A 13,958-nucleotide genomic window follows, 5' to 3' on the forward strand; every position below is an offset into this window, starting at 1 on the left:
GCAGATATGAAGGTTGAACCGCAACCGTGCTTAGGCCGGCGCAACTGCGGTGACTTCCACCTCGACCTTGAACTCTTCGCGGGTGAACCCGGTGACGATCACCAAAGTCGAAGCCGGTTTCACGGCCACCTCTTCGAGCCATGCATCGCGCACCGCCATATAGGTCGGGAAATCTTCGCGGCGCGTCACGAAAGCGCTCACCCGCAGCACACAGTCACGCCCCGCGCCCGCCTCGGCCAGAATGGCGTCGATATTGGCAAAACATTGCTCTGCCTGTGCTTTAACCCCTTCGGGGCAACTTCCGTCAGGAGCGAGACCAAGCTGACCTGAGGTCACGATGACCCGCCCGCCCGCAGGCCCCATGACGCCATGATTATAGGCCCCGAAAGGGGCAGCGATGGAGGCGGGGGTGAGGGGGGTGGTCATGAGCGCAGGCCTTTGCTTTGAGATTCGCTTTTCGCAATTTGTCATGCCACTTCGGAGCGGAAGGCGCCCCTATTGTGTACAATCCCGGATGCGATACTCCCGCCTATCGCTCTAAATTTGACCACATGGCCAGAAAATCGCACGCAATTTAGGCATATGCGGATTGTATGCAATTTCCCCCAACGCCACCCGGTGCGTCTCCCCTCAACTGATCGCTAACGTGGTCTGCGGAATTTCACCCACGGAGAATTTACATGACCATGAATCGCGTCCTCGCGGGGCTTGCCCTTGCCGCGACCACCTCGACCGCAGCCCTCGCAGCGGACCTCACGCCGGTATCCTTCGGCACCAACTGGCTGGCTCAGGCCGAGCACGGCGGCTATTACCAAGCCGTGGCCGATGGCACCTACGCCGCATGCGGTCTTGACGTGACCATTCAGCCGGGCGGACCGCAGGTCAACAACCGCGCGCTGATGATGGCGGACAAGATCCAGTTCCACATGGGCGGCGACCTTCTGCAGGCGTTCAACGCCGCGAAAGAAGGCATCCCGGTCGTGGCCGTGGCCGCCACTTTCCAGAAACACCCGCAGGTCATCATTGCCCACCCGGGCGTTGCCGAGACCTTCGAAGACCTGAAGAAAACCACGCTTTTGATCGGCGACAACGGTTTTGCCTCCTACTATCAGTGGATGATCGCCGCTTACGGCTTCACCATCGAACAGCGCGAGCCCTACACGTTCAACCCGGCGCCCTTCCTCGCCGATGAGACAAAATCCATGCAGGGGTTCCTGTCGTCGGAGCCCTATGTGATCGAGAAAGAGGGCGGTTTTACCCCCGACGTCTTCCTGATCGCGGACGCCGGCTATTCGACCTATGCGACCACCATCGAGACGATGCAAAAGACCATCGACGAAAGCCCCGAAGCCGTGAAGTGTTTCGTCGATGGCTCCGCTAAAGGCTGGTACAACTACCTCTACAATGACAACTCGGCTGCGAACGAGATGATCATGGCGGACAACCCCGACATGACCCAAGATAAGATCGACTACGCCATCGAGAAAATGAAATCCGAAGGCATCGTCGACAGCGGCGACGCGCTTGAGCTCGGCATCGGTGCGATGACCGATGAGAAGATCAAAGACTTCTACGACAAGATGGTCGACGCGGGCGTGATCGAAGCCGGTCTGGATTACTCCGCCGCCTACACGCTGGACTTCACCAACGAAAAAGTTGGCATGGACCTGAAATAAGGCCCTGTCTTACGACACTCGTGGGGGCGGCATTTTCCGCCCCCGCCGACCAAGACGCGAAAGACGCACATGACCCCTCCCACCTCCATTCCCCCCATGGGCCAGCGCGAAAAGCTGTTGGACATGTCCAATGTGGACAAGGTTTTCAACGGCAATGTCGTAGCGCTCAAGGATATGAACCTGACCGTGAACCAAGGCGATTTCATTTCGCTTCTGGGTCCGTCGGGCTGCGGCAAATCCACGGCCCTGCGACTGATTTCCGGGCTGATGCGCCCAACCTCCGGTCATATTACGTGGGACGGCGGCATGAAGACCGGCGATCTGGGCGTGGTGTTCCAGGAACCGACCCTGATGCCTTGGGCGACGGTTGAGCAGAACGTCTGGCTGCCCTTCCGTCTGCGCGGCAAATCCATCCGCGACGTGCAAGACGAGATCATGTGGGCGCTCAAGATGGTGGGTCTGGAGAAATTCCAGAAAAGCTACCCGCGCGAATTGTCCGGCGGCATGAAGATGCGGGTGTCGATCGCCCGCGCTCTGGTGACCGAACCGCGGCTGATCCTGATGGACGAGCCCTTTGCGGCGCTCGACGAGATCACCCGTCACAAATTGAACAACGACCTTCTGGAACTGCGCGAGAAGCTCAAATGCACGGTGATTTTCGTGACCCACTCTGTGTTTGAATCCGTCTTCCTGTCGGACCGCATCGTCGTCATGGCGGCGCGTCCGGGCCGCGTGTCTTCCGAGGTCACCGTCGATGCGCCCTACCCGCGCACCGAAGAATTCCGCACCTCGGCAGAATATGCAGACCTCTGCCGCAAAGCCTCCGAGGCGCTGCATGCGGCAATGAACGAACATGGCGCGAGGGCTTCGGCATGAGCACGACCGATATGAACACGGCCCCTGTGGTCGATGAAGAAGAACTCCGCTACGCCCGTGCCCAGAAACGCGAGCGGATCGCGAAATGGGTTCTGCCCGTGGTGGTAATCGCCTTGGCTGTTTTCCTCTGGGATCGGGTGGTCGTCTGGAACGATATCCCGCACTATATTCTGCCCGGACCGGGGCTCGTGCTTGAGACCCTGTTCAAGGACTGGGGGATGCTGTCCTCCGCACTTATGGTGACGCTCAAAATCACTCTGGCGGCGCTTGCGGTCGCTGTGATCGGCGGCGTGGGGCTTGCGATCCTGTTCACCCAGTCGCGCTATTTCGAGATGTCCTTCTATCCCTTCGCGGTCATCTTGCAGGTGACGCCGGTGGTCTCTATCGCGCCGCTGATCTTCATCTATGTCGACAGCCGTCTGGCGGGGCTTCTGCTCTGCGCTTGGATCGTGGCCTTCTTCCCGATCCTCTCGAACACCACGCTCGGCCTCAATTCGACCGATCATAACCTGCGCGATCTCTACAAGATTTACGGCGCGACGCGCTGGCAGCGTCTTCGTTACTTGCAACTGCCGACGGCTCTGCCCTATTTCCTTGGTGGCCTGCGCATCGCTGGTGGCCTGTCCCTGATCGGGGCCGTGGTCGCCGAATATGTCGCCGGCACCGGGGGCATCGGCTCCGGACTTGCTTTCCGCATTCTAGAGGCGGGCTATCGCCTCAACATTCCGCGCATGTTCGCGGCGCTTCTTCTGATCGCGGCCACAGGGGTCGTGATCTTCACCGCAGCCTCGCTTCTCAGCCACATGTTGCTGCACAAATGGCACGAAAGTGCAATCAAACGGGAGTCATAAGGACTTATATGAGCTTTTGCGTTCTGCCCAGCGGCGCGAAGACACTTCGAAATGTCACGGTCCCGGCCTGCCTCATCGGCCAGCCCGGCGACCTCATCAAAACCGATCTCACGATCAAAGACGGAAAGATCACGCAAACGGACGCTGGGCAACCGGCCGAAACCGTGATCGACATGAAGGGGGCCATGGTCTTCCCGGCCTTTGTCGATATGCACACCCATCTCGACAAGGGTCACACATGGCCCCGCGCCAGCAATCCTGACGGCACCTTCATGGGCGCATTGGAAACGGTGCGCGCGGACCATGCCAACTGGACGGCCAAGGACGTCGAGGCCCGTATGGATTTCGCGATGCGCTGCGCCTATGCGCATGGTACGAAAGCCATCCGCACCCATATCGACAGCCTCGATGATCTCGCCTCCTCCTCTTTTGGCGTGGTCAAACGGATGCAAGAGAAATGGGCCGGAAAGATCGATCTGCAAGCGTCCTGTCTCGTCGCCATCGACAAGATTTTCAAAGATCAGGGCGACTTCCCCGCGATCGCGAAAATCGTGGCTGATGCAGGGCAAATCCTCGGCTCGGTCACCTACCCGGTGCCGGACCTGAAAGAGCGTCTGCTCGATTTCTTCCATTACGCGATGCTTTACGATCTCGACGTGGATTTCCACGTTGACGAGACGGATGATCCCACCTCCGACACGCTGCGCACCATCGCCGAGACGGTGCTTGAGCTTGGCTTCAAGAACAACGTCACGGTCGGCCATTGCTGCTCGATCTCCGTCATGCCCGATGAGGTCGCGGAAGAGATCATCGCGCTGGTCGCCAAGGCCGGTCTCAACGTCGTCTCCCTGCCGATGTGCAACATGTATCTGCAGGACCGCTACAAAGGCCGCACGCCGCGCTGGCGGGGCGTGACCATGGCGCATGAGCTGAACGCGGCAGGGGTCAACGTGTCCTTTGCCTCTGACAACACACGCGATCCGTTCTACGCCTATGGCGATTTGGACATGATCGAAGTGATGCGCGAGGCGACCCGGATTTGCCATCTCGATCACACGGACGAGCCTTGGGTGCAGGCGTTCCTCTCCAACCCGGCGAAGGCCTGTGGTTTTGACACACCGACTTTGACCGAAGGCGCTCCCGCCGATCTGGTCATCTGCAACGCACGCGGCTGGACCGAACTTTTCGCCCGCCCGCAATCCGACAGGGTCGTCCTCAGGGACGGAGATCCCATCGACCGCACCCTGCCGTCCTACTCTGAACTCGATGCAATCGTGAGCTGATCCCATGTCCGATATGAAACCGAACGTCGCCGCCTGTAAGGCCGAGCTTTCCCATCTGGAAATCGAAGAAAACCCCGCCACCGTCCGCAACAAATCGCGGGACTTCTTTTGGTACTCCCCGGTTCTGAAGGCCGAGATGGACCATCTTCAAGCCGATTTCGTGGTGAACCCGAAATCTGAGGAAGAGGTCATCGAGGTTCTCAAGACCTGCTATAAACATGACGTCCCGGTCACCTGCCGTGGCGGTGGCACGGGCAACTACGGTCAGGCGATGCCTTTGGCCGGTGGTTGCGTCATGCACCTCACCGGGATGAACAAGATCAAGGAAATCGGCGCGGGCTATGTCGTGGCTGAGCCGGGCATCATCATCAAGGAGATGGATGCCGAGCTGAAAGAGAAATCCGGTCAAGAGCTGCGCATGTTCCCCTCGACCTATTCGCAGGCCTCGCTTGGCGGCTTCATCGCGGGCGGCTCCGGCGGGGTCGGTTCCGCCAACTGGGGCGCGCTGCGCGATCTCGGCAACATTGACCGTCTGCGTGTGATCACCATGGAAGCCGAGCCCCGCGCGCTCGAATTCACCGGCGAAGAACTGCACCGCGTCTCCCACGCCTATGGCACCAACGGCATCATCACCGAGATCGAAATGCCGCTCGCACCCGCCTATGAGTGGGTCGAGATGTTCGTGCGCTTTGACACCTTCCGCGCCGCCACCGAATTCGCCGGCCAACTGACCGCTGAGCCGGGCATCCTGATCAAACTCGCCTCGGTCTACGCCGCCCCCATCGCCTACAAATACTTCCAACGCGTCAAGAAACACGTGACCGAAAACGATCACCTCTGTGGCGTCATGGTCGCCCCGCATTCCATGGCAGGGTTCCAGACGCTTCTCGATCGCTTTGAAGGCGGCGAAGTCATCTACCGTTCTGACGACGTGCAATGGGACCGCCATCCGGGGCCGGTCTTTGAATATGGCTGGAACCACACCACTTTGCGTGCGCTCAAGTTCGAGAAAGACCTGACCTATCTCCAAGTCCGTTACGGCAATGACATTGAGAAGATCATGACCGCCTACGAGACCTTCAAAGACGATCTTTACATGCACCTCGAAGTGATGCGCGAGGGCGCGGGCCTGTCCTTCGCGGGCCTGCCGATCGTCTTCCCGAAAGACAAGGCGCAGCTCGACGATCTGGTCGCCAAACACGAGGCGATGGATTGCATGATCTTCAACCCGCACCGTTACACGCTTGAAGAAGGCGGTCGTCAGTCCACCGACAAACGCCAGCTCGACTTCAAACGCGAGGCGGACCCGAAAGGTCTTCTGAACCCCGGCAAGATGATCGCTTGGGACGAGCCGGACTTCGATTATGCGGATATGTATTCCTACGCAAAAATCCTGCCGAAGCCGGAAAGCGAAGGTGCACAATGAGCAGCAAAGGACGCGTCCTTGTCCTCTACGCCCACCCCTGTTCTGAGTCCTTCAACGCGGCGGTGCATGAGGTGGTCGTGGAGACCCTGAAAAAATCGGGCTGGGAGGTCGATGATTGCGACCTCAACGCCGAAGGCTTCCAGCCGGTCCTGACCACCGAAGGGCGCCGGGGCTATCACGATGAGCCGGAGAATATCGAACCGGTGCGCGACTATGTCGAGCGGCTTCAGGCCGCCGATGCGCTGGTCATGGTCTTCCCGGTGTGGAACTTTGGCTATCCGGCCATCCTCAAGGGCTTTCTCGACCGGATTTTCCTGCCGGGTGTGTCGTTTAAGCTGATCGACGGCAAGGTCCGCCCGGGCCTCACCAACATCAAGAAGCTCTACGCCTGCACCACCTATGGCGGCACCCGCTGGCGCGCCATGATGAATGCCGATCCGCCCCGCAAATGCGTCACCCGCGCAGTGTGGTACGCTTGCGGCATGCCGAAGAAGAAATACATCGCCTGCTACGACATGAACCGCAACGAGGAGCCGAAGCTCAAAGCGCATCTCGAAAAGGTGCGGCGTGAGATGGAGGCGATGTGATGCAGACCTTCCAAGACGCCGCACGGTCGTCTGACCTGGGGCGGGCGAACCAACCTCTGACTGGCGTGCTTTATGCCAGCCAAATCCGGGCGTCTCACACGCATGATTGCGACGTCGCAAAATCGCCTGCCCTCGGGCAAGTCAGGCGATCGCGCGGCGGCCTGCGGCCTTTATTCCGCGCAGGGGAGCTTCATTCATGAAACGCGCCCTCGTCGTTTATTGTCACCCGCGCGACACCTCGTTCAATCACGGGATCAAAGACCTTGTGATGTCGCGGCTTGAGAACGCGGGGGTCGAATATCGGCTCCGCGATCTCTATGCAGAAGGCTTCGATCCCGTGCTCTCCGCGCATGAGCACGAGATTTACGAGAACGTCCCGGAAAACCGCGCGCTGGTGGACCGCGATTGCACCGATCTTGAATGGTGCGACAGCCTGATCTTCATCTATCCGACCTGGTGGTATGGCCTTCCGGCGATGCTCAAGGGCTGGCTGGACCGCTCGATGGTTTCGGGCGTGGCCTTCATCATGCCGGAAAACTTCGGCGATGATATCAAACCGGGTCTCACCCATATCAAGAAGCTTGGCGTCTTCACCACCTGCGGGGCCTCTCGCTGGCTGACGTTCTTCGTCGGCGCGCCGGGCAAACGCACGTTGATGCGCGGGCTGCGGGTGATCCTCGCCAAACGCTGCAAAACCGCATTCGCCGCGCATTTCCTGATGGACAGCTCGACACCTGAGAGCCGTGCCAAACACCTTACAAAGGTGCAAAAACGGCTCGACCGGTTGATTGGTGCCCCTCTGCCGAAAGGATCGTAAAACATGGAAATTCCTGTTCTCAACTGGCAACGCTTCGCCTCCGGCTCGGACGTGGAGGGCTTTGTCAAAGACCTCGGCCACGCCTGTCGCGACACCGGTTTTTTCCTCATCAAAGGTCATGGCATCCCCGAAGACCTGATTGCGGACGTCTTTGCCAAGGGCGACGAATTCTTCGCCCGTCCGATTGCGGAAAAATCCAAGATCGATATCCGCAACAACCCGCACAACCGCGGCTGGGCCTGTCAGGGTTCCGAGGCACTGGACGAAAAATCCGGCCAGATGGACCGCAAGGAAGCCTTCAACGTCGGGTTCGACCTGCCCGCCGATGATCCGCGCGTCATTGCGGGCGAACCGTTTCGCGGCGTCAATGTCTGGCCCGAGGTCGACGGGTTTCGCGACACGATGCTCGATTACTACGACGCCGTTCTGCATCTCTCCGTCGCGCTTCACCGCGCGTTCGAGATGGATCTGGACCTGCCCGAAGGCTACTTCCCGCCGCATTTCACCGAACCAATGGCGACCTTGCGCGTCCTCTCCTACCCGGCGGCCCCGGATGGAGAAGGCATCGGCGCGGGGGCGCATACGGATTACGGCTCGGTCACAATGCTGATGACGGATGGTGTCGGCGGGCTTCAGGTCAAACCGCGTGGGGGCGATTGGATCGATGTCCCGCATATGCCCGGCGCTTATGTCGTCAATATCGGCGATTGCCTGATGCGTTGGTCGAATGACATTTACGTCTCGACCCCGCACCGGGTGCTGCCTCCGAAACAGGCCCGCCGCTCCATCGCCTTTTTCCTCGACCCGAACCCGGACAGCGTCATCGACGCCCTGCCCGGCACCGGCGCGCCGAAATACCCGGCGGTCAGCGGGGCTGATTATCTGCGGTCGCGACTGGATGCGACCTACACACCGAAGGAAGTGAAATGAGACGCTTTGATTGGGCCGAGTTCCGCACCACGGAATTCGCCGATTTCGATCCTGAAAAAACCATCGTCATCCTGCCGACCGCCGCCGTGGAACAACACGGCCCGCATCTGCCGGTGGGCGTGGACACCTATATTAACGAAGGCATGTTGGCCCAACTCCGCGCCACCTGCCCTGAGGATGTGACGATCCTGATCCTTCCGGTTCAGGCGGTCGGGAAATCGAATGAACACATCCACGCCAAGGGCACGCTGACCTATACGGCCAAAACCGCGCTCGACGCCTGGACCGAGATCGGGCTTTCCGTGGCCCGCGCCGGTCTCAAGAAGATGGTGATCGTCAATTCCCACGGCGGCAACCTTGATCTGATCTCCATTCTGGGCCGCGAATTGCGCGTGCAGGCGGGAATGTTGGTCGTGAAATGCCAATGGGGCAATTTCGGCAAGCCGGAGGGCATGTATAGCGCGCAGGAAAGCAGCTACGGCATCCACGGCGGTGATCTTGAGACCTCTCTAATGCTGCATTTCAAACCGCATCTGGTGGATATGACCAAGGCCGAGGACTTCCGCTCCACCGCAGAGACCGCACCGATCTCTCCGATTGGGCCGGTGAACCTTGCGTGGGTGTCGAAAGACCTGAACCCGAAAGGCACCGTGGGCGAGGCGCATCTGGCAACGGCTGAAAAGGGTGCTGCGACCTGTGCGCATCAGGTGGCGGGTTTTGTCGACATGCTGAAAAAGTTTCGCGATCTCTCAACGGCAGGCTACGCTCGGACGATCCCGGAGTGAGGGCGAGCGCCTGCCCGTGGGGTGGCGCGCCAACCTTTGAGCAGTGCAGTTTATGCCAGCCAAATCCGTAGTCCATTGAGACGACGTCAGACGCCGAAAAGCGCCAGCCCGCCGGAACGGGCAGGCGCTCGCCCGGCACCTGCGGTGCTATTCGGGCGAAGAAAAAGGGGGCCAATTGGCCCCCTTTCTCATTCCTCAGTTTTCGGCGCGGTAATCCCGCCGAACGCCCCACCGAAAGCCGAGGGGCTTTCCGCTTTCGGAGCCGGTGCCGGAGCGCTGCCCCCCACGCCTCCAAAAGCACCGCCAAAAGCGCTGTCGGGTTTCGGCACGGTCACGCCCTGCTCCGCCTCCTGCGCTTCGATCTTCTTGCGTTGCTCGGCGCGCAGCGCTTCCTGACGGTCGAGTTTTTCCTGCAAGATTGCAGATTCACAGACAGAACTGTCATGACGCGAGCCCGCATAGGAAATCCCACCGATCACCGCGACGAGGATGGCAAAGACCACGCCCGGATGGGTCAGCGCCCGTGTCACCGGGTTCACATAGAGCGGCGAACGCGAAGCGCGGCCACCGGATTCTGCCTCTTTGCGGCGTTGATAGGCCTCATTGGTCAAAGCCCCGACCAGAGTGATCGTGATGATGATCACCGCCAAAGCCGACAGAGACGGATCGGTCCCAAGGCGCACCTTGGAGGCCAGCGCCGTGGTGAAGGTGCTTTCCGAAAGAACCGTGAACACGGTGGTGTTGTAGTTCTCGAAAGACGCCAGAAGCGTGATGAAAGCCGCAGAGCCAATCGCAGGCGCCATGAACGGGAGAAGGATCTTGCGAAACGCCTGCCCCGGCGTCGCCCCCAGATCCAGCGCCGCTTCCGTCTGGGTCGCATCGAAACGCTGAAGACGCGCGATGAAGACCAGCATGGCATAGGCGGAGATAAAGGTGATCTGACCGACGATGGTCAGGAAATACCCGTTATAGAGGAATCCCGCCCCCATCCCGCGCGAGATTTGCCCCCACAGAACGATGGTCGAAATACCGAGCACCACACCCGGGATCAGGATCGGCAGGATCAGCACCGTGTAGAGCATCGAGCGGAGCTTGGAGGGCAGCTCCGAGAGCGCCAAGGCCCCCGCCAACCCGATGGGCACGGCCAAGGCCACCACGCCAACCCCGATGATCACGGAGTTCAGCAAGCCTTCCATCAGGCGGGCATTGCCGAACAGCTCGCCGAACCAATTGGTCGTAAAGCATTCCCAAGGCGCAACGCGCGGGAATTTCGACGAGTTGAACGCAGTGGCCGCCATGATGATCAGGGGACCGAACAGGAAGGAGAAGAACGCGATCGCGTAAGCGCCGCCGAAAAGTGTATTCCTGTTCATTTGCCGATCTCCCCGACGGAGACCTTGAACACGCGCATCATCAGAAGCACGAAGCTGATACAGGTGACCAGAAGCACCACGGCATAGGCCGAGCCTCTGGGCCAGTTCGAGCTTTCATTGAACCATTGATAAATCACCTGCGTGAACCACAGAGACGACGGCCCGCCCAAGATTTGCGGCGCAGCCAGCGCCCCGGCGGTCAGCATGAAGACCATAGTTGCACCAGAGGCGATGCCCGGTTTTGCCATCGGCAGAACAACGCGCCAATGCACCCGCCACAGGGGCGCGCCCATGTCGCGGGCGGCTTCGACCTGCGTGTGATCTAGCGCTTCAACTGCGTTGTAAATTGGGAAGATCATCAGAAGGATGTACGCATAGGCCAGCCCGCAATAGAGCGCCACATCGGCCCGAATGAAATCCACCGGCGTATCCCAAAGACCAAGCTGCATCCCCCAAGTGTTCACCACGCCCGTCGATCCGAACAGCACACGGAACGCAAAGGCCCGAAGGATTTCGTTGATCCAATAGGGAATGATCAGCCCGATCACCATGAGACGGGCCGCAACGCCCTTGGCCCCATGCGCGAGGATATAGGCGATGGGATAGCAGATGATCACATCAATCGCCGTCACGATCAGCGCCGCGATCAGCGTGCGCACAAGGATCATGATGTCGAGCGTGTTCACCGAGCCATCGTTATTGAAGAAAAAGCTGCGGTATTGCTCCAGCGTGTAGTGATCCGCCTCGGTGCCGAGCTGATCGGCGGGCAGGTTGAAGCGGAAGGAATAATCCAGCATCGAAAGCTGCGGCAGGGTGATGAACACGACGACCCAAAGCGTCACCGCGATGGCGATAAAGAGCGCCGCGCCCATGCCGTGTTTGGCGAGCAAGGTGGTGTAGGCAAGTTTCAACTGTTTCATGATTCAGACGCCATATGCCCGACCGGAAGGATGGTGCCGTTCATCGGCGCAAAGCCCAGAGACAGGCTTTCGCCCTGCCCGGGAAGGCTGCCTGCGAGACCTGCATTCACCATAGAGATGCGCAATTCGCTTTCTCCGGCTTTGGCGAAGACATGGTTGGTCGCGCCTTCGAACTCCTGACGTGCGAGGGTCGCTTGGAACGCGTTCTCGGCCGCGCCGGGAATAAGCTGTTCGGGGCGCACGAAGAGCAGAGCTTCATCGCCAGCCTTATATTTGCGCCCACCGCCGACACGGGCCTCAAACGTGCCCATCGGGGTCTCAAGCGCCGCCGTCTCGCCGGACTGGCCCTTGATGACGCCCTGCAACGCATTGTTCTCGCCCACGAAAGACGCCACGAAAGCGGAGCGCGGACGGTTGTAGATGCGATCCGGCTCGCCCACCTGTTCGATCACGCCACGGCTCATCACCGCCACACGGTCCGACATGGTCAATGCCTCGCCCTGATCGTGGGTGATGTAAATGAAGGTCACGCCGACCTGTTTCTGGATCGCACGCAACTCCGTGCGCATGTGCTGGCGCAGCTTGAGATCGAGCGCGGAGAGAGGTTCGTCCAACAGAAGAATATCCGGCTCCACCGCCAAAGCGCGTGCAATCGCAACGCGCTGTTTCTGACCGCCCGACAGCTCGCCCGGTTTCTTGTCGCCAATCCCCGGCAGCGCGATCATCTCCAAAAGCTCGTCCGCTTTCTTGCGACGCTCTTTCTTCGACACGCCCCGCACTTCCAGAGGGAAGGCGATGTTCTCGGCCACGGTCATCAGCGGGAAGAGCGCGAGATGCTGGAAAATCAGCGCGGTCGGGCGTTTGTTCGGGCCGACACCGGCCATATCCCTGCCGCCGATCAGAACCTTGCCTTCGGTCGGCTCGGAGAAGCCGGAGATACAGCGCAGCATGGTGGTTTTGCCGCAGCCGGACGGACCGAGGAAGGAAAAGAATTCGCCGGAATTGATTTTGAGATTTGCGTTGTCCACAGCGGTGAAATTGCCGAAGCGGATCGTGACATGGTCGAGGAGGACGGAGCGATCTGGGAGGGTGTCGGGCATGTTGCCTCTCGTTTTGATGATCTGGATATGAAAAGGCCCCGCACGTCAGCACGGCGGGGCCTGATCGGGATTAGGCTGAGAGGAACTTGTTGGTGAACTCGGTGCGCATTTCCGAGTACCACGGCGCCTCGGCCGGCCATGCGTTCAGGTTCGCCAAAGCGTCGCCCGGATAGGCGTCGGCGAAGTTCTTGGCATAGATTTCGCCGCCGTAGGCGTCTGCGCCCAGAACCGGAGAGTTGTAGCCATGCGTCTTGATCGCTTCACCAGCCCACTCCGGGTTGTAGCAAGCGTCGATGAAGGCATAGACCTGTTCGATGTTTTTCGCGCCGGTCGGCATCGCCATGCCGTCAACCCAAGCCATCGCGCCTTCGATCGGCGCGCGGTACATGACCGGCTCGCCCTCGTTTTTCAGAGCGATCGGCGGACCATCCCAAGTTTGACCAACGATGACACCTTCGTTCAGAAGACCGTTCTTCTGGGTGTCGGCGTCGTTCCAGATCAGCTTGATATTGCCTTTCTTTTCAATCGCGTGCTCGACAACCTTGGTCCAGACCTCGGTCATTTTCTCAGGCGTCTCATAAGCCGCCCACATGGAGCCCGGCTCCAGCATACCGAGACGTTCCATACCGAGGCCAAGGCCCAGCAGCATGGAGTGACCACGGCCCATGGTTTTGCCTGCGTTGGCATCGTCCCAGATGTCGTAATAGGACGGGAACTCGCCCGCCGGGGTGAACATGTCGGTGCGCCAGGCAACCCCTTCGGTGCCCCAGATATGCGGCACCCAGCAGCAACCACCGAAGTCCCAGTGCTTCTCGCCCAGAGCCATGGCCGGGTTGACCTTGGTGATGTCGATCTTGGTCATGTCGAACGGTTGCAGCAGGCCAAGCTCAGCCCACAGAAGGTTGCGGTTGACGGTCGGCGACACGATGTCGAAGCCTTCGCCATTCGTGGCTTTCAGCTTGTTGATGATCTCTTCATTGGAGCCGATACCGGTGAAGTTCAGTTTGATCCCCGTGGAACCCTCGAACGCCGACACGAAGCTCTCCGGCAGATAGTCGGACCACATCATCACGTTGATCTCGCCCGAAGATGCCAGCGCCTGACGGCTTACCACGGCCGGTGCGGCCAGACCGCCGAGAACCGTTGCGGTCCCTTTCAGAAAAGAACGGCGCTTCAGGCCTTTATTGGATTTGAATGTCGTCATGTCACTCCCCGTGAACGTGTTTGTTTTTGTGTCGTCGCAGCCCGGACTAAGGCCCATGCCGCGCCTGCAAAAGCCTAGGGGGCGCTGTTTGTCACATTTTAGAGCCAGAAGACCCTAATTATGGTGCCAG

The 13,958-nt window shown here is 59.8% G+C and carries 14 protein-coding genes; 9 read left to right on the forward strand and 5 right to left on the reverse strand.

All coding sequences use genetic code 11. The features are described 5' to 3' along the window. Positions 1-30: 30 nt before the first annotated feature. Complete coding sequence (locus ACYBHZ_RS15885) at positions 31-426, reverse strand: RidA family protein (RefSeq protein WP_460275270.1); 396 nt, start codon at positions 424-426, stop codon at positions 31-33. Between the two features lie 254 nt (positions 427-680). Here ACYBHZ_RS15885 and ACYBHZ_RS15890 point away from each other — a divergent pair, with 254 nt between their 5' ends. The 9 genes from ACYBHZ_RS15890 to ACYBHZ_RS15930 all read left to right on the forward strand — a co-directional run bounded on the left by ACYBHZ_RS15890 (position 681) and on the right by ACYBHZ_RS15930 (position 9,231). Continuing rightward, positions 681-1,676 carry an ABC transporter substrate-binding protein gene (locus ACYBHZ_RS15890; protein ID WP_460275272.1) on the forward strand — a complete coding sequence of 332 codons (996 nt, stop codon included), beginning with the start codon at positions 681-683 and terminating at the stop codon, positions 1,674-1,676. Between the two features lie 96 nt (positions 1,677-1,772). Then, complete coding sequence (locus ACYBHZ_RS15895) at positions 1,773-2,552, forward strand: ABC transporter ATP-binding protein (RefSeq protein ID WP_460275406.1); 780 nt, start codon at positions 1,773-1,775, stop codon at positions 2,550-2,552. Further along, complete coding sequence (locus ACYBHZ_RS15900; protein WP_460275273.1) at positions 2,549-3,403, forward strand: ABC transporter permease; 855 nt, start codon at positions 2,549-2,551, stop codon at positions 3,401-3,403. The genes ACYBHZ_RS15895 and ACYBHZ_RS15900 overlap by 4 nt, the downstream gene beginning before the upstream one ends. An 8-nt stretch (positions 3,404-3,411) precedes the next feature. Continuing rightward, positions 3,412-4,686 (forward strand): cytosine deaminase, encoded by a 1,275-nt coding sequence (locus ACYBHZ_RS15905; RefSeq protein WP_460275274.1) that lies wholly within the window; start codon positions 3,412-3,414, stop codon positions 4,684-4,686. A gap of 4 nt (positions 4,687-4,690) precedes the next feature. After that, positions 4,691-6,112: an FAD-binding oxidoreductase gene (locus ACYBHZ_RS15910; RefSeq protein WP_460275275.1), complete on the forward strand. Its 1,422-nt coding sequence runs from the start codon at positions 4,691-4,693 to the stop codon at positions 6,110-6,112. Further along, entirely contained in the window at positions 6,109-6,699 is a 591-nt protein-coding gene (locus ACYBHZ_RS15915) for an NAD(P)H-dependent oxidoreductase (protein ID WP_460275276.1), read from the forward strand. Before ACYBHZ_RS15910 ends, ACYBHZ_RS15915 begins: the two co-directional genes overlap by 4 nt. A gap of 196 nt (positions 6,700-6,895) precedes the next feature. Further along, the gene (locus tag ACYBHZ_RS15920) at positions 6,896-7,516 is read left to right on the forward strand and encodes an NAD(P)H-dependent oxidoreductase (RefSeq protein ID WP_460275277.1); all 621 of its coding nucleotides are present in this window, start codon (positions 6,896-6,898) and stop codon (positions 7,514-7,516) included. 3 nt (positions 7,517-7,519) lie between these two features. Further along, positions 7,520-8,446: an isopenicillin N synthase family dioxygenase gene (locus ACYBHZ_RS15925; RefSeq protein ID WP_460275278.1), complete on the forward strand. Its 927-nt coding sequence runs from the start codon at positions 7,520-7,522 to the stop codon at positions 8,444-8,446. After that, the gene (locus tag ACYBHZ_RS15930) at positions 8,443-9,231 is read left to right on the forward strand and encodes a creatininase family protein (RefSeq protein ID WP_460275279.1); all 789 of its coding nucleotides are present in this window, start codon (positions 8,443-8,445) and stop codon (positions 9,229-9,231) included. Before ACYBHZ_RS15925 ends, ACYBHZ_RS15930 begins: the two co-directional genes overlap by 4 nt. A 188-nt stretch (positions 9,232-9,419) precedes the next feature. Here the strand turns inward: ACYBHZ_RS15930 and ACYBHZ_RS15935 are convergent, their stop codons facing one another. The 4 genes from ACYBHZ_RS15935 to ACYBHZ_RS15950 form a co-directional block, all read right to left on the reverse strand. Beyond that, positions 9,420-10,604, reverse strand: a complete 1,185-nt coding sequence (locus ACYBHZ_RS15935) for an ABC transporter permease (protein ID WP_460275280.1) — start codon at positions 10,602-10,604, stop codon at positions 9,420-9,422. Continuing rightward, positions 10,601-11,524, reverse strand: a complete 924-nt coding sequence (locus ACYBHZ_RS15940) for an ABC transporter permease (protein ID WP_460275281.1) — start codon at positions 11,522-11,524, stop codon at positions 10,601-10,603. Before ACYBHZ_RS15940 ends, ACYBHZ_RS15935 begins: the two co-directional genes overlap by 4 nt. Then, complete coding sequence (locus ACYBHZ_RS15945; RefSeq protein WP_460275282.1) at positions 11,521-12,624, reverse strand: ABC transporter ATP-binding protein; 1,104 nt, start codon at positions 12,622-12,624, stop codon at positions 11,521-11,523. The genes ACYBHZ_RS15940 and ACYBHZ_RS15945 overlap by 4 nt, the downstream gene beginning before the upstream one ends. 70 nt (positions 12,625-12,694) lie before the next feature. Next, on the reverse strand, positions 12,695-13,828 hold the full coding sequence (locus ACYBHZ_RS15950; protein ID WP_460275283.1) for an extracellular solute-binding protein: 1,134 nt from the start codon (positions 13,826-13,828) through the stop codon (positions 12,695-12,697). Positions 13,829-13,958: the final 130 nt, after the last annotated feature.

It is taken from the genome of Celeribacter sp. ULVN23_4 (assembly GCF_054788345.1).